This is a genomic window from Vibrio sp. 10N.222.54.E6, from assembly GCF_041473955.1.
Classification (GTDB): domain Bacteria; phylum Pseudomonadota; class Gammaproteobacteria; order Enterobacterales; family Vibrionaceae; genus Vibrio; species Vibrio tasmaniensis_A.
This window is the reverse complement of the sequence record NZ_JBFRTD010000013.1, coordinates 138,858-155,393: the sequence shown is the minus strand read 5'-3', so window position 1 is coordinate 155,393 and position 16,536 is coordinate 138,858. Positions and strand designations below refer to the sequence as shown.

The 16,536-nt window shown below is 43.7% G+C and carries 17 protein-coding genes; 8 read left to right on the top strand and 9 right to left on the bottom strand.

Annotation, left to right across the window (positions count from 1 at the left end; genetic code table 11):
* The first annotated feature begins 284 nt into the window (after positions 1–284).
* On the top strand, positions 285–1,178 hold the full coding sequence (locus AB4513_RS08440; RefSeq protein WP_009846978.1) for a nuclear transport factor 2 family protein: 894 nt from the start codon (positions 285–287) through the stop codon (positions 1,176–1,178).
* 290 nt (positions 1,179–1,468) lie between these two features.
* Here AB4513_RS08440 and AB4513_RS08435 read toward each other — a convergent pair whose 3' ends face one another.
* Positions 1,469–3,280 carry a PLP-dependent transferase gene (locus tag AB4513_RS08435; RefSeq protein WP_102258566.1) on the bottom strand — a complete coding sequence of 604 codons (1,812 nt, stop codon included), beginning with the start codon at positions 3,278–3,280 and terminating at the stop codon, positions 1,469–1,471.
* A gap of 142 nt (positions 3,281–3,422) precedes the next feature.
* Between AB4513_RS08435 and AB4513_RS08430 the strand changes: the two genes are divergently transcribed.
* Entirely contained in the window at positions 3,423–3,878 is a 456-nt protein-coding gene (locus AB4513_RS08430; RefSeq protein WP_009846980.1) for an Lrp/AsnC family transcriptional regulator, read from the top strand.
* A gap of 285 nt (positions 3,879–4,163) precedes the next feature.
* Positions 4,164–5,171, top strand: a complete 1,008-nt coding sequence (locus tag AB4513_RS08425; RefSeq protein WP_009846981.1) for a tetratricopeptide repeat protein — start codon at positions 4,164–4,166, stop codon at positions 5,169–5,171.
* Positions 5,172–5,408: 237 nt separating this feature from the next.
* On the opposite strand, the gene AB4513_RS08420 is transcribed toward AB4513_RS08425, so the two are convergent.
* From AB4513_RS08420 to AB4513_RS08400, 5 genes are all read right to left on the bottom strand, one after another.
* On the bottom strand, positions 5,409–6,908 hold the full coding sequence (locus AB4513_RS08420; protein ID WP_102258629.1) for a hypothetical protein: 1,500 nt from the start codon (positions 6,906–6,908) through the stop codon (positions 5,409–5,411).
* Positions 6,909–6,924: 16 nt separating this feature from the next.
* A complete protein-coding gene (locus tag AB4513_RS08415; RefSeq protein ID WP_102258567.1) occupies positions 6,925–7,524 on the bottom strand; it encodes a chromosome partitioning protein ParA in 600 nt (199 codons plus the stop codon).
* Positions 7,525–7,714: 190 nt separating this feature from the next.
* On the bottom strand, positions 7,715–8,314 hold the full coding sequence (locus AB4513_RS08410) for a chromosome partitioning protein ParA (protein ID WP_102258568.1): 600 nt from the start codon (positions 8,312–8,314) through the stop codon (positions 7,715–7,717).
* Between the two features lie 191 nt (positions 8,315–8,505).
* Complete coding sequence (locus AB4513_RS08405; protein WP_102258569.1) at positions 8,506–9,105, bottom strand: chromosome partitioning protein ParA; 600 nt, start codon at positions 9,103–9,105, stop codon at positions 8,506–8,508.
* A 350-nt stretch (positions 9,106–9,455) separates the two neighbouring features.
* Positions 9,456–9,794, bottom strand: coding sequence for a hypothetical protein (locus tag AB4513_RS08400; RefSeq protein ID WP_009846986.1), 339 nt, complete (start codon positions 9,792–9,794; stop codon positions 9,456–9,458).
* Positions 9,795–9,964: 170 nt separating this feature from the next.
* Here AB4513_RS08400 and folK point away from each other — a divergent pair, with 170 nt between their 5' ends.
* From folK to folM, 4 genes are all read left to right on the top strand, one after another.
* Positions 9,965–10,462, top strand: a complete 498-nt coding sequence (gene folK, locus AB4513_RS08395; protein WP_102258570.1) for a 2-amino-4-hydroxy-6-hydroxymethyldihydropteridine diphosphokinase — start codon at positions 9,965–9,967, stop codon at positions 10,460–10,462.
* A gap of 127 nt (positions 10,463–10,589) precedes the next feature.
* Positions 10,590–10,961, top strand: a complete 372-nt coding sequence (folX, locus tag AB4513_RS08390; RefSeq protein ID WP_076671585.1) for a dihydroneopterin triphosphate 2'-epimerase — start codon at positions 10,590–10,592, stop codon at positions 10,959–10,961.
* A 17-nt stretch (positions 10,962–10,978) separates the two neighbouring features.
* Positions 10,979–11,617, top strand: coding sequence for a GTP cyclohydrolase I FolE (folE, locus tag AB4513_RS08385; RefSeq protein WP_009846989.1), 639 nt, complete (start codon positions 10,979–10,981; stop codon positions 11,615–11,617).
* Entirely contained in the window at positions 11,614–12,330 is a 717-nt protein-coding gene (gene folM, locus AB4513_RS08380) for a dihydromonapterin reductase (protein WP_009846990.1), read from the top strand. Before folE ends, folM begins: the two co-directional genes overlap by 4 nt.
* An 88-nt stretch (positions 12,331–12,418) precedes the next feature.
* Here folM and AB4513_RS08375 read toward each other — a convergent pair whose 3' ends face one another.
* From AB4513_RS08375 to AB4513_RS08365, 3 genes are all read right to left on the bottom strand, one after another.
* Positions 12,419–12,787 (bottom strand): hypothetical protein, encoded by a 369-nt coding sequence (locus tag AB4513_RS08375; protein ID WP_102258571.1) that lies wholly within the window; start codon positions 12,785–12,787, stop codon positions 12,419–12,421.
* Positions 12,788–12,802: 15 nt separating this feature from the next.
* Positions 12,803–13,675: a patatin-like phospholipase family protein gene (locus AB4513_RS08370; RefSeq protein ID WP_029225338.1), complete on the bottom strand. Its 873-nt coding sequence runs from the start codon at positions 13,673–13,675 to the stop codon at positions 12,803–12,805.
* A gap of 334 nt (positions 13,676–14,009) precedes the next feature.
* Positions 14,010–14,564 carry a hypothetical protein gene (locus tag AB4513_RS08365; protein ID WP_009846993.1) on the bottom strand — a complete coding sequence of 185 codons (555 nt, stop codon included), beginning with the start codon at positions 14,562–14,564 and terminating at the stop codon, positions 14,010–14,012.
* A gap of 411 nt (positions 14,565–14,975) precedes the next feature.
* Between AB4513_RS08365 and AB4513_RS08360 the strand changes: the two genes are divergently transcribed.
* Positions 14,976–16,484, top strand: coding sequence for a DUF3360 domain-containing protein (locus AB4513_RS08360; protein WP_009846994.1), 1,509 nt, complete (start codon positions 14,976–14,978; stop codon positions 16,482–16,484).
* Positions 16,485–16,536: the final 52 nt, after the last annotated feature.

Below are 16,536 nucleotides of genomic sequence, written 5' to 3'. Positions count from 1 at the left end.
TCTATTCATCTATTCATCTATTCAGAGTAATTATATTGCTCTGATTCGCCTTTTAAAATAAATAGTTATCAGATCCCAGCCAGTATCCCGTGACCATCATTAGATCTCGATTTAAGTAATAGACTTTACCTACCACCTCGCAACTACCTCAACTACAACTACAACTACAACTACAACCAATCGAATTTGTTCATGAGAAGTATGAATAATGCCCTATTTTTTTAATTAATTAGACTGGCTAACATACAGGTGCTCAAACAAAACAAACCTAAAAAGGAAGAATCATGTCTATTAAATCTGTTGCAATCGGAATGGCTGTTTGTCTATTTACTGCCCCAAGCTTTGCTAACCTAAGCACCATTGATGCTCAAACTAATCAATCCATTAAACTAGCGGAAGGCTTCTATGAAGATGTACTGGTTTATAGGAATTTGAACAACTTCGGAAAGTACGTTGGTGACACTTACATCCAACACGCTACCGCTTATGGCGATGGACCAGCAGAACTGATTAAAGCGGTAGCTGGCGAGTTAACTGCTGATCCTGGCGTGAAAGTAGATATCTACCGTACCATTGCAGAAGGTCCTTATGTCGCAATACACTCTGTTTGGACAACTTCAGACGGTGCGGAATATGTTTATGTTGATATCTGGAGAGAAGAAAATGGCATGCTGGTAGAGCATTGGGATCACTACCAACAAGTTCCGGAAAAATCTGAAAACAAAAACACCATGTACCAAGGGCCAGACGCGAATATCTATGATGCAACTCAAGACATCGAGCGTAATCGAGGCAGAGCCATTGCTGTGTTGAAAAGCTTTGAAAACCCAGCGGATACAAGTGCGTTAAAAAAGTATATTTCTAGCGAAACCTATATTCAACACAACCCAGAGGTTCCAAATGGTAGAAAAGCATTGGTTGGTTACCTTGATTACTTAAACAGTAACGGGACTAAGCTAAAAACGGAGATAGCAAAAACAATCGCAATGGGTGACATGGTTCTTGTTCATTCGAAGCAAATTGACCTCGGTAAAAAAGGCGATTTAGGTGTTGGTTACATTGATATCTTCCGCTTTAATAACGAAGGGAAAATTGTAGAGCATTGGGATATTGCAGAAACTCAAACTGGAGAGTCAGCCAACGAGAACGATGTGTTTGGTTACCCTAGCCAACGTTAATTGCAGCTTCATTGAGTGGAAAAAGTGCTCCACATCAGTGTTGTCCAAAAAACTACTTTTTCCGCTCATATTTGCCTTATGTTATAAGAAATAAATTACCCATATTCTACGAGTTAAAGGCTATTAGGTGATTCATCGACGCATTTTTCTAAGATTTGTTCTAGATTGGTTTATGTTATTACCCGAAACCCAAAAGGCCTCGCACACGCGAGGCCTTACGTTTTTCATTTAACGTTTACAGCTACCCTACTTCACTGACTTCTCTTGTTAACTTTCCTTACTGACCTAAGTTACTGAGTAAGCTGACTGAACTTCGGCAAGCTCTTCACAAACCTCTGGTGTACATCCATATAGGTTTGCATATAGATTTCATCGATACTCTCACCACTCGGGAAACTCGATGAGAAGTCTGCGTGTTTGCGGTCAATCGACAATTTAGCGGCCTCGATAATGTGAGCGATGAACATTCGCGGATCTTCCAAGCCGATAGAGATACGCATTGTGGTTGGCTTGATGCCTGCTTCATTTAACGCTTCATCGCTGAGCTCTGAGTGCGTGGTCAGTGCTGGGCATAAGGCCACGGTGTTGGTTTGCCCTAAGCTCACTTGCATGCCGATTGCTGGCTCAAGCATGTCGAAGAACTGTTTAAACCCATCTCGATTGATTGGTTCACGGTCGCCGTTACCTTCCATATCGATTGTGAAAAGCGCCGCTGGTAAACCCAAGTACATGTTGTTCTGGCAGTGTTCATAGTTATCGCTTTCTGGCAAAGCTGGACACGACACATTGATGTCAGGGTGAGCGTCGAAGATCTTCGCGAGCGTCAGAGTGTTGATGGTTTTCTGCACCACACGCATCTCATAGGTTTTTATGCCATTGAGCACTTCAAACGCTTTGTCTGCATCTAAGAATGCGCCTTTGATGTAATACACATTCCAAAACAACGTTTCGTTCCATGGGATTGTGGCTTCATCACCGTTAGGCTTAGTGCAAGTGACCTCTTCTCCTTTTGGAACAAACATGGTCTCGTTGCGGCCAATCACAACCCCAGCTGTTGTGGTACCAGAACCCGCCAGTTCTTTGGTGTAGGAGTGAATCACATAATCAGGCCTTTCCATCACATCATCGCGTTTTAGTACTGGATGCAACAATGGAGTCCCCACTGTCGAGTCAACAATCACATCCCAACCACGAGAGTGACCTGCTTTACTGATACTAGCAACATCTAACACGTATCCATGCGGGTTACACGGTGACTCTAGGTAGACGTAGATTTTCTTACCCGCAGCGATTCGATCCGCGTATTTATCGGCAACCTCATCAAGTCGCGTCGCAAACTCATCCCCGGAGTAACCATCCACCCACTCTACCGCGACATTCAGGTTCGAAGGCTTGCCAAACCAATCTTCCAACAGTTGGTAAGAACCGCCGTAGATATTGCGTGAAGCTAAGACAATGTCTTCATACCCAAGTAGATGGCTCAACAACCCATCAATAGCGGCCATCCCCGAGTTAAAGTTCCATGCGAGGTACTCATTAGCTCTAGAGCCCGCCTCAATATCAACCATGTGGTTAGCCAGTGAAATCGATGTTGGGTTAAGCAGTCGAGAGTAAATATCGTGCAGCGGCTCCTTACCATTAAACGCATCTTCAATCCATTCTGTACACGCAAACAAATAGGTCGCGGTACGTGTAATCACAGGGCTCGCAGAGAAAATAGCAGCGACATTATCGAAGATAGGATACGCACCTTTGGATGCAAAATTACCATTATTGGTGGCAATAGACTGGTAAGTGGCGCGCATTGGGTTTTGCAGATTGTCGAGGATCTTAGCGATCTGGAATGACAAAAAACGTTTGGCGTTAAACCAAGCGATTCGGTCGCTCTTATCGAGCTCTGAAAGGCCATCAACCGTCAATGCCCAAAGATCGAGTGTCTTGGTATTGGCTTTGTACAGTGTCGTCGCCAGTTCGATAAGCGTGACGCCGTAATCACTGTTTGGGTCGATACCAAAATGCTTGGCTTGCTCAATGGCAAGGGCTTCTGCTTGTTCGTGTTTGGTAGTTTTACGCAGCGGGCTAAGTTGAGTTGAAGTATTCATAGTTCCTAAGTCATTCCATGCTTGTTGTTCCTCCTTTAATTTTAGTTTTGTGCAGATGCTAAAAATTGCTATTTACGAAGTAAGACATACACTTTGAGCAATAATATTGCCAAACTAAATTCAATATTGATGGAATATGCCAATGGATGAGATCGATAAGAAAATACTGGCTGAACTGCAAAGCAACGCTCGGCTGACTAATCAAGAGTTGGCTGATCGCGTGGCACTGTCGCCCTCTCCTTGCTTACGCCGAATTCGAGCATTAGAGAAACAAGGGATTATTCGCGGCTATCACGCCAGTGTTGACCAAGAAGCGTGTGGCCTGCCAGTCAATGTGTTTGTGTTGGTGAAACTTGAAAAGCCGACAGAAGAGAACATGCGAGACTTTGAACAGCACATCGAAGTGATTGATGAAGTGTTAGAGTGCTTTCTAATGACGGGCAATCACGACTACCTATTGCATGTAGTCAGCGAGTCGCTAAAAAGCTACGAGCAGTTTATCCGCAAGCAATTAACCCGCCTGCCCAATATTGCTTCGATTGAATCCAGCTTCGCCTTCGGTCAGGTAAAAACAAAGACCAAGCTGCCAGTCAGGTAATGAGTGTCACGATAACTTGGGTTTAAAGACCTCTAGATCATTATCGGCACATATAGAGCTCTGTCCATTGCTACTGAGTCAGTGCCACCTAGTTTCCGCGCCTAAGCCATAGAGTTAATCGCTTGGGTCAACGTTTATTAACCAGTCTTGGTTGCTTCCAGTATATTGAGATGCCCTAGGTCTCATTGTCGTGAATTCGGTTTTCGATATCCCGAAATTTCCTTTATTTTCAAAGCTGTTTTGTTATATTCATGTGAAACATTACTAATATAAGAAATGGCTTAAATGATAAAACAAAGTTGTACTTTTTTAACGTCACTGTCGCTGCTGCTATCCGCTAGCACTTTTGCATACGATCTTGAGATAGAAGCTTTTGAAGGCGAAGAACTCGCACTTTTAAAGAACGCAGAAACGTCTAGCGATAACGAATTGCTAATGCAGGCTGCTAACCTTTTAATTGAAGATTCAATGTATGAAGAGAACTTACAACGGGGATATGAGTACATGAATCAAGTAGCGGAATCTGGTGAGGTAAAAGCGATGATTACCTTGGCAGATAATTATTACTACGAAGAGCAATACGAAAAAGCACTGGCTTGGTACCACAAAGCTGAAACCAGCAAAGACCCTTATGTGCTCTACTCATTAGGCGTAATGTATTTTGATGGTGAAGGTACACCTGTCGACCTAAAGAAAGGCAACGATTATTACCTAGCTTCTGCAAAAGCGGGGTATTCTGACGCTATGTATCAACTCGCATTTTCATACGATGAAGGTCAAGGCGTCACTCAAGACTTCTCCAAATCTGCGTATTGGTTTGAGCAATCGGCTAACTTAGGCGATGCAAGTGCTATGTACAATTTGGGTATTTCTTACCTAAATGGACAAGGCGTTGAAAAGAGTTGCTCTAAAGCGATGCAATTATTTAGCAAAGCCATTGAAGAAGATGAACATACACTTTCTTATGTGAAGATGGGTGATATTTACTCTTCTACGCGATACAAAAAACCGTGTGGTTTCAAAACTACAGACGCAAAAAAAGCATTAGAGTATTACACTCACGCCGCAATGCAGGGCAACGATTATGGTCAATATTCCGTTGGTTACGCCTACCGTAATGGTCACGGTACATGGAGCGATTTTGTTAAAGCGCTAGCATGGTTTGAAGTCGCGCAGGAATACGGAAACTCGGATGCAGAGAAAGAGATAATCGACGTGAAACAGTACATGTCGAAAGAAAACATTGCCGCAGCTGCGCAGCTTAAAGACTCTTTAATCGAAGATATCTGGTAAGGATAGTAACGACTCTAATTGTCATGGACTAGAACACTTCTATCCAATTACCCGTTAGAGATCGGTTTATTGTAACAGCCTCAAAACTAAGGCCTCACACACACGAGGCCTTAGTTTTATCTATCGAAAGGTTGTCCCCCGACTCCACCAACTTAGCCGCTTTCATCAACTTTTCATTAAACTGCTTTGGTTGCTCTAGCATATGGACATAGCCTGAACCTTCAACGTAGCTAGTAATCAATGGCCTTGACAGAGATTAGTAGGATGAAAACTTTGAAAAGGTACAGCATAACGTGCCGACACATCATAGCGTCCAGACAAATGCTGAGTGACTAAATACTGACGTTGCTCCTCATTATAAAAGTGTTGTGTTGCTTCTAGTTCAATAGCATCTCCATCCCCAGCACAAATGAAATAGTCGTCGTCCATATCTCGAAATGCTATTGGGGTTTCATCTACCAATCCATATCTATCGGTCATCTTTCTTGACCTCCAAATATCTTTAAATGTACCTAGCTCAAAGCGTTTTAAATTTCGCCATTGTACGAACATATAAGTGTCTTGCGAGGGAATCGATGGAATGTCATTCATTGCCTCGTTCGGGCTTTTACAAGTATCAAACAAAACCACAGCATTGTTCTCAACTCTAAATGGCAATCTATCTTCATCTTGTATATAAGAATCCACCGTCTTCTTAGGCCAAGATTCATTTTTCGGGCTGAGATAAAAAGAAGGAAACCTTAGGTAAGACCCAAAATCATCAGTTTTATTAGCGTCAACAATTTCATAAACAGGATTATCATGAAGTGAGTCATAGCTCGCACTATAATCGAACTCAATTTTAAACAAAAAATCTTCCATCTCGGGTTTAGTAAGAGACGTGAAAGCTTTATCGACCGACGCTTTGATTTTCTCAATGGATTTGGGGTGAGTGAGGTAAATAGGAATGAGTCCGTGTCCAGTAATGTCTAATTTACTCGGTGCTATCGTGGTGTTGGGAGGCGGAACACTGCCTATCCCTGTAAAGTTAAGCAAATTAATCACAAGGTCTGAGGCCGATAAAATATAATCACTGTCTGGGCTAAGGGTTGGAGAAGCGGGAGCGATGTGAACGACGCGAATGTTATCGGCACTGTAACCGTATTGAGATGTAACATGCTTGTACGATTCGTTTACCCACAAGTTCCCTTGTGAATGCGCGATGTAAATGAGCTTTTTTCCTTTCCACGTAAGAGAGTCATTTAAAAGATGATGCTGCATTCTAGTTTGGCTGGTTTCGGGGGCATCAATAAGTGATGCTAGTTCTTTTAAATATGTCGTGATGGTTGCATTGATGGTTTGGTTTGTGAAGTCAAGAACAAACCCAGCAAACCAAGCAAAAGTGGCGCTGATTTTTTGGATGATAGAGCTGTTTTGCCTACCGCTCACAATGTCCCAAAACGCCTCCCACCGGTCGAATTGTTTCTGCTCTAACTCGTAAGTTCTTTGGTCAAAGGTTTCAGCAAAATCAGCCAGTACGTTAAGCCCACTTCCGTCAATATAAGAATCGTTGTAGAAAAGCTGGTATTCGACAGACTCACCGTTGTATTGGTTGATATCTATAGTGGATTCTAATTCATCTCGACCGTCGTTGGCTTCGTCTATCGTTGTTGCGACCCCGTTAAAGAAACCTATGGTATAGCCTTCAATTTTACAGGAATTTGCATTGGCGTTAACGGAAAGTAAGGCACTAGCCATGAGTATTATTGCTTGTTTATTCACAATATTTTGCCTCTGCTTTCAGGGAGGCACTTATCGCGCCGTCTTGTAAATGGCTATAAGTAAGGTAGGCCATGGTGCGTGCTTTGGTGTTGTAGGTGAGAGCTCTAATGGTTTTTCCTGTATTTGTTCTATCTCTGACTGGAATGCCAACAAACTTCTTACAGGCGATAACTTTGTTATATTTATTACCCATCGCCATTGCCTTGTCGATATTGGCTTTAGTCTTTTTCGAGAAGTCGTGGTACAGGTTTTCTTGTGAGTAGCGAGCGTTTTGTTTTAAGGCTTTTCGGATTGGCTCGGTCACTTCTAGCGCATCAATAAACGCCTCAATGTCATCGCGGATACCATCTTTGTTTGCATCCGTACCAGTAAGAAAGTCACTGCGGTCAAGCATGGGTTCAAAGCGCTCATATAGCAGCCTAAACTGATCATCGATTGTCGGTTGTGCCTTTAATTCTGCGACTAGCTCAGGTGTTTTCTCTATGTGAGAGATGACACTCGGTTGTTCCACTGCAGTTGCGTTTGGCTCATTCGATTCTTTGCACCCCACAATTAACATCATGGCTAACGTGTAGACTAACCCATTTTTCATTTCTGTATCCCCTAGTATTTCAAATAGATACCAGAGAATACGGGCAAATTAACTCCCTGAATAATAAAGAGTTTGCATAGGGGCATAACACACAAAAATAGGAAGTTAGATGCTCTTACCCTCCGCCTTTTCTGTGTTTCAAAAGAGGGTAAAAATATCAATTAGGGGGAGGTTTGAACGGGTGACTAGCTTATTCACAATACTTTTCCTCTGCTTTCAGAGAAGTACTTACAGATCCATCTTGTAAATGATTATAAGCTAAGTACGCCATAGTACGAGCTTTGGTGTTGTAGGTGAGAGATGTGATTGTGTTGGAGGTGTTTATGCCGTCATCAATATCAATTCCTACAAACTCTTCACAGGCGAGGACTTCGTCGTACTTGTATGAAATTTCGAGGGATTTTTTGATGTTAGCATGGGTCTTCTGTGAAAAATCGTGATAGAGATTTTCTTGTGTGTAACGGGCGTTTTGTTTTAAGGCTTTTCGGACTGGCTCGGTCACTTCTAGCGCATCGATAAACGCCTCAATGTCGTCGCGGATACCATCATTGTTTGCATCAGTACCAGTGAGAGAGTCGCTGCGGTCAAGCATGGATTCAAAACGCTCATATAGAAGCCTAAGTTGATCATCAATGGTCGGCTGTGCCTTTAATTCTGCAATTAGTTCCGGTGTTTTCTCTATGTGAGAGATGACACTCGGTTGTTCCACTACAGTTACGTTTGGCTCATTCGATTCTTTGCACCCCGCAATTAACATCACGGCTAATGTGCAGACTAACCCATTTTTCATTTTTGTTTCCCTAGTATTTCAAATAGACACCAGAGAATACGGACAAATTAACTCACTGAATAATAAAGAGTTTGCATAGGGGCATAACAAACAAAAATAGGAAATTAGATGTTGTTACCCTCAATCTTTTCTGTGTTTCAAAAGAGGGGAAAAATATCAATTAAGGGGGAGATTTGAACGGGGTGACTAACTTATTCACAGTACTTAGCCTCTACTTTTAGAGAGGTACTTACGGAACCATCTAATAGGTGGTTATAAGCCAAGTAAGTCATAGTGCGGGCTTTTGTATTGTAAGTGAGTACATCAACGGTTCTTCCTGTATTTATATTGTCATCAACATCAATACCAACAAATTTCTTACAAGCGAGAATTTTGTTATATTTATGGCTAATCGCTAGTGCCTTTTTTATATTGGCGTTATTCTTTTCACTCCAGTCGTGATAAAGACTTTCTTGTGCCTGCCGAGCCTCTTGTTTTAAGGCTTTTCGGACTGGCTCGGTCACTTCTAACGCATCAATAAACGCCTCAATGTCATCGCGGATACCATCATTGTTTTCATCAGTACCAGTAAGAAAGTCACTGCGGTCAAGCATGGGTTCAAAGCGCTCATATAGCAGCCTAAACTGACCATCGATTGTCGGTTGTGCCTTTAATTCTGCGACTAGTTCAGGTGTTTTATCTATGTGAGATATGACACTCGGTTGTTCCACTGCAGTCGCCTTTGGCTCATTCGATTCTTTGCACCCCACGATTATCATCACGGCTAATGCGCAGACTAACCCATTTTTCATTTCTGTACCCCCTAGTATTTCAAATAGTTACCAGAGAATACGGACAAATTAACTCACTGAATAATAAAGAGTTTGCATAGGGACATAACAAACAAAAATAGAAAGTTAGATGTTGTTACCCTCCGCCTTTTCTGTGTTTCAAAAAAGGCGGAAAATATCAATTAAGGGGGAGGTTTGAACGGGGGTTGGCAGTATATTATCACGAGCTTCTGGCCAAGTTATTTCGCTCGCTAAACAACACATAAAAAAGGCCTCGCACACGCGAGGCCTTAGTTTTATCTACAGAGCAGCTTATTCGCAACCAATTATTCGATTAACCAATCAACCGCTCCAAACCCACTGAATAATATTCAGTCCATTCGGGTAATGAAGGTTTGTTCGTCATCGACAAAAGCCACATAGTCGCCGTGATAGATAAACACTCGACCTCGCCCTTCAACGATACACGCAAGCTGTGGGTTCAAATCTTCGTCAAGATTTTCACTTTGATACGTGCCGGTATCGGTGATCACACCGCGGAGTTTAGGTAAAAATCCATAGCTGCGCTTGGCTTGATCAATCAGGCTCAATTCGCTGGCGGTCGAGAAGTAAGATGGGATTGGACCTGCATCTTCGATAAACATAGTTTTCAGTTCTTCAAAAGCTGTAATCACCAGCCAGTCGATGCCGTTAACGTGATGGATAAACATTGTCTATAAATACCTAGATTCTCGATAATTCTGATGCGGGGATTCTATCACTATCAGACGCGATTTGCGGCAGAACCGTATTTTCTTTTGTCCTCCAACCTCTAAGAGGATACATAGCTGATCTTCCTCGCGAGTTGGACGTATAGGCTCCTTAAAAGGAAGGAAATACTATGGCCAACGTCTATGTCAGCATCGGAAGCAACATTAACCGCGAACACCACGTCACAGAATCTCTCAAAGCATTGAATGACCGCTTTGCACCGCTGCACATATCTAATTTCTACGATTGCGAGCCTGTCGGTTTCGAGGGGGACAACTTCCTAAACCTTGTCGTTGGGTTTGAATGTAACCTTCCTGTCGCCGAACTGATTCAGGTTCTACATCAAATCGAAGCAGAGAATGATCGCAAGCGTCAAACCAAAGCCTATGCTTCACGCACGATGGATATCGACATCCTTCTTTATGGTAATCAAGTAGGCATGATCGATGGCGTAGAGCTACCCAGAGGCGAAATCACCGAATACGCATTTGTACTCAGACCGTTAGTCGATGTTGCCGCGCAAGAACGCCACCCCACTCTAGACATCTCATTCCAGCAGCTCTGGGAAAGCTTTGATCAATTGAGCCAGAAAACCGAACCCATCCCTTTCGAGCTCAGTTTCACTTAGCCTTTCCATGACTGAAAAAAGAACGGCTGCAAAATGAACGACTGAACTCTTAATCGCCTGAGCTTTACTGATCTTTTCTTAAAACAAGCACGTAACTGACTTCACTTTCTAAGGATTGGACACTGTTATGAATCACAACGCCATTATCACCATTACAAACCTGAGACTAAGAACCTTCATCGGCTTCAACGAGGAAGAAAAGTCTAAGCAGCAAGACATTGTTATCAACGCAGAAATCCACTACCCCGCTAACAACCTTTGTCTCTCTGATGATGTGGACAACGCGCTTAACTACAAAAACATCTGCAAGAAGATCATTCAACATGTCGAATCCGGAAGGTTTCTGCTTTTAGAAAAATTGACCAGCGACGTACTCGGCATCTGTATCGACCATCCTTGGGTAAAATACGCTCAAGTGAGAATTGACAAGCCTCATGCTCTTCGCTTCGCTGATTCCGTTTCGCTCACCCTGAGCTATGAAGCAGAACTCGAAAACTAATTAATAAGGAGTGCGTCATGCTGAATACAGAAGCCGAAAAAGTAAGAGAAGCTTTGCTCGCAAGAGGACTTGAAACTCCAATGACAGAGAGCGAAATGAACCCCAACCAGAAGTACAACCGCATCAAAGGACTGTTGACGGAAGTGGTCAGTACGCTTGGACTGGATTTAACCGATGACAGCCTTGCTGAAACACCTCATCGCATTGCAAAGATGTACGTCCATGAGATATTTTCAGGGCTCGATTACGATAACTTCCCGAAAATCAGTGTTATAGAAAACAAAATGTCGGTTGATGAAATGGTCAAGGTATCGGATATCGATTTAACGTCGACGTGCGAACACCACTTCATTACCATCGATGGTTTAGCGGAAGTGGCTTATATACCTGAAAACAAGATTCTTGGGCTGTCTAAAATAAACCGTATCGTTCGATTCTTTGCTCAGCGTCCTCAGGTACAAGAACGCCTTACTCAGCAAATCCTAGTCGCGATACAGACTCTAGTAGAGACAGAAAACGTGGCCGTGACGATTAAAGCCACGCACTATTGCGTTAAATCCAGGGGCGTCATGGATGCAAACTCTGAAACCTCAACAACCGCTCTCGGTGGTATTTTCAAAACTAACCCTCAAACCAGAGCTGAGTTTTTACGATGAGTGAAACGATATTGATAACCGGCGTGGGAAAGCGACTCGGATTCGCATTGGCGCAGCAACTTATAGCGGATGGATACAAAGTGGTTGGCACTTACCGCAGCGACTATCCTCAACTGCAACGGTTGCGCGACAATGGAGCCGACTTGCAGCAAGTAGACTTTTATCAACAAAGCAGCTTAGAGGGCTTTCTTGATTATGTTGGTCAAGAATATAAGACACTCAGAGCCGTCATACACAACGCTTCGGACTGGAAACCTGAGAGCAAGAAAGATCCCAGTGAAAATGCATCACACATCATGCACCAGATGATGACGATTCACGCTACCGTGCCTTATCTGTTCAATTTAACACTCAAAGACCAACTGATATCTGGCGATCAAACTTCAGACATCATCCACATCAGTGACTACGTTGCAGAAAAAGGCAGTAAAAAGCACATTGCTTACGCGGCCAGTAAAGCGGCGCTCAACAACCTAACGCTATCGTTTTCAGCGATGCTGGCTCCCAAGGTCAAAGTAAATACCCTCTCTCCAGCCATGATTAAGTTTAATGAGCATGACGATGAGGCATACAAGACCAAAGCGCTGCAGAAAGCTCTGATTCCCACAGAAGCGGGCTTTGAGGAAATAATAGATGGCATCAAGTTTGTGTTGGCCAGTCACTACATGACAGGAAGAACTTTGCACCTTGATGGCGGCAGACATTTGAAGTAATGCGCTTACATTGTCTGCTACCTAAAACTGCTGCTATATAGCGAATGCGGTTAACTAGAAACCGTTATAAGCTAGAAATTCTTATAACCTAGAAACTGCTATAAGACTGAGGAAGACGAGTTTCTTCGTCCCAGCCTAACAACTCAATATTGATCAATGACTTGCGCTTCTCATTACACAGTGAAGCGATGTTGATGATAGGGAGCTGGCTACGAAACTGCGCGGTAAGTATGACCTTTTTATTTTCACTCAGGCTGCTTCGGCATTGCGCCAAAACCGCTTCAGTATCTAGCTGATGTGCGTTCTCGATAATCTGGATATCGGCGTTCTCTTGATAACACTCTATCAACCAAGATACGGCAGTTGCTTCTGAGCTGGTGAGCACGATGACATCTTTTGTTGCCATAAGCTCTTGAAGTTCAAGCTCTTTTAGTTCAGTTTCCATAAATACTCTCATTCAGCAGCAAATACATTAAAGTCGATTGCCCAGTTTAGCCTGTGCCAAATGGTAGCCTCTGTCTATCATCTCTTGTGAGCGATCAAACTCTAAGGTGCCACAGGCATTACGTGGGATCTCAAGCGTAATATCGGCGGGATAAGCGGCCAGTTTTTGACGAGCAATGGTCGATTGCATCGCATCAAACGCTTGGTTGGCAATGTCGTAGGCTGCAAAATTGAAGCTCATTTTGCTTTTTACACTGCTACCGAGATTATCGATAAAATGAACAACCTTCTCATGCAGGTTACTCTCTTTTGTTGGTAGGGAAACCGGTGTCACTTCCTGTTGAACAATTTCAGGTTCGCCGCCTAAGTTCACAGCCAGAGTAAAGTCTGTCTTATCACCAAAGGTAGGCGCAATCGGCACAGGGTTGAGTACCCCGCCATCAATCAGCGCTTCGCCATTAATCACATGAGGCGTGAAGAACAATGGCAAAGAGATAGAAGCGCGAATGGCATCAAACAGAGAGCCTGATTGCAGCCAAACCTCTTTTTCATCGGCGACGTTAGCGGCAACTGCGGTATAAGGGATAGGCAGTTCTTCAATTGAAATCTCACCGATCAATCCACGCAGTGTGTCGATGATCTTGTCCCCTTTGAAGATACCACTCGACTGCCATGAAAAATCCAACATCATCGCCATATCCGATTGGTCGATACTGGTGACCCACTCTTCAAATTCATCCAACTTACCCGCCGCATAGACACCACCGATAAGTGCGCCAATTGAACAACCAGAGATGGATTTTATCTGGTAGCCATGCTCAATTAACCAACGGATGATTCCAACGTGAACCAAGCCTCTTGCGCCACCACTGCCAAGTACCAACGAGATCGTTTTTTCCATCGTACTCATCCTTTAATTCATTAGCTCTTCAAAGCTTTGGGCAAAAATTATATCACTTCGTGTCAGTGTAAGCTGTGTAATGCTTTGAAAACTGCACCACCTGCGTGCCTAAATGTGTCGCGGATTGAGATCGGGCAGCTTAAGTTGATTGCTGAAACTCATAGACTTTAGACTACCGCACTAAACTAAAAGTGAGTCATTCCAGCAAGCCTAAGCGCGACTAGGAATCTGCTTTCCGTTAGCGCTTGATACAAAAAAGTCGCCCACTTGAAAGCGAGCGACCTCTTGTTGTTCATTGTGTTTTTGAGCTCACTCTGTAAGTGAGAACAAAGAATTACAACACGCGTAAGCACTCTTCTGGCGACAAGCTCAAGAGCGTATTGGCGAAGTTGATCTTCTCATCGCGCCATCTCAATGCTGCCTCTCGACCTTCTTGTGCGTGTCTGTCGGCCTCAAAATAGCTTTTTCTTGGAAGCCCGTCTGCTGGCGTCATCACCATAGACTGTTCATTCAAGCGAAGCGTAAACAAGAACTGACCACGTTGTCCGGTTTGCGCTGCTGGGTGATGCAATGTGGTATCACAGCAATAGCGCCTATCACGCAGTGCGCGGCATGTGTACTCAAAAGCATCTTGAGCACCACGTCCAGGGAACGCGGTATAAACACTGATGCCATCACGTTGCAAAGACTGCTCACCCGCCGCGAGTTGCACCGCATGTTGGATCATCCTAAAGCCCAGAACCACGCCACCAATGCTGTTCAATCCACTGTATTGAATTGCGCCTTCTAAGCTCAGATGAAGTTTGTCTTCCCCTTCATAGAGAAAGAGATCAGGCGATGCCCAATCGCTCTTTGGAATAAGCAGTTGAGTAATATCCGAGTGTTCCATGTTGATCTCCGCAACAATGAGTGTGTTTGAGCCCACAAGGTAACGTAATGAGAATTATTATCAATAGTTTTTAACCAAAAACGTTACCCCAGAAAGCACTCATCGATGGATGTTATCTGATGCTTTAACGCCAAGCATTTCTTGTTAGATAGTCGTTTATTACCCATAAATTCATCGCCTACCAATAAACAGACACATGCTATCTACAGGGTCTAATACTAGTCGTCCGACTCTACGACTAATGTCTAACCGACTGAGTCTATTTGTTTTTTTTGGTTTGGTATAAGGTACTAACAACTAAATGTTAATGAATTTTTAATGATAAGTTGACGCATTGTTTTCACTTCATGCCGTGAGTCAACAACGTTTGTTGGAATAACACACCTCAGAGTGTGAACGAAAGGAATCAAAATGAGCACTACTTTAGAGTCCGCACATATACAAACAGAGAAGCCTCAAGTCCATGAGGATGAACTCACCTATGAACAACAACATAAACCAAGATCGGAATTTGATTCCCGCGAACAATATCTAGAACACGAATTGCAAATCATGTCGCCTAAGCGCTGGCGTCCAAATTTGCCGTTTAAAGATTATCGATTTGAGATAGAAGACACCATCCCAGCGATGGCGGCGACCATTGGTAAAGTGGTTATGGTGGGCGCTATTGCAGCCACCTTTGCTGGGGCTCTCGGATTAAATGAAGACTTCATTCTAGAAAACGTTCGTTATGAACTCCTCATCGCCTCTGTTTTCATTATTATTTTCTCTGGCTTCCTGTTGCCGACCGCGAACCTCGCAGGTACACACGGCCCACTCATTCCTTTAATTCCGATTGTGGTTGCAGCAGGCGGACACCCTATGGCGTTTGGATTGCTGATTGGCGCTTTTGGCCTAATCTTAGCCATCAGTAAAGGTGGCAGTATGTTGGCCAACCTCACCAGTAAAGGCGTATGTGGCGGATTATTGCTCTACCTTGGCTTTGTTGGAACCGCTTCTCAAGTGAAAAAGCTGTTCGCTTGGGCTGAAGGAATTGGCATGAGCCACATCGCGTTTGTCGTCATCTTTTGCACCATTATCTTGTACGCGTTATTGGAACACTTCCGCAAACGTTGGTTAGCCGTACCTCTTAGTTGTTTACTGGGTGGTACGATTGCATTTGCCATGGGTGCCCCATTCGCTTTCCACACTGAGCCAGGCTTACCTAACATGAACCCTATGTATTGGTGGGGAGAAGATACAGGCTGGATGCTTGGCCTACCGACGATTGAACACTTCATGGTGGTATTGCCGTTTGCAATTCTAGCCGTGGCGATGTGGTCGCCAGATTTCTTAGGCCATCAAGTATTTCAAAAGATCAGCTATCCAGAGCGTACCGAAAAAGTACACATGAATATTGATGACACGATGACCACTGCTTCAATTCGTCAAACGTTCGGCTCTCTGCTCGGCGGTACTAACTTTACGTCTTCATGGGGTACTTACATCGTACCAGCGGCGATTGCTAAACGCCCTATTCCTGCCGGCGCATTGCTCACAGCTCTGTTCTGTATCATCGCCGCGGTTTGGGGTTACCCGATGGATCTAGCTATCTGGCAACCTGTACTTTGTGTCGCTCTCATTGTTGGGGTATTTGTTCCATTGCTAGAAGCTGGCATGGAAATGACGCGTGAAGGAAAAACCACCCAATCGGCAGCGATTGTTGTATTTTCTTCAGCGCTCGTTAACCCAGCATTTGGTTGGGCCCTCACCATGCTGTTGGATAACTTAGGCTTAGTCGGTTGTAAAGAACGCAGTAGTGAACTGAGTAAAATGAGCCGTTGGGTGTTGCCTGGCATTATGTTTATTGTGCTAAGTGGTGTAATGGCATTGGTTGGCCTTCTTCCGGGGATTCCAGCGATTATCCCAAGCTTTCGTTAACCTCGATTAATATTTAGTTTTAGTCGGAACACAAAAAGGCCTCGCAATCGCG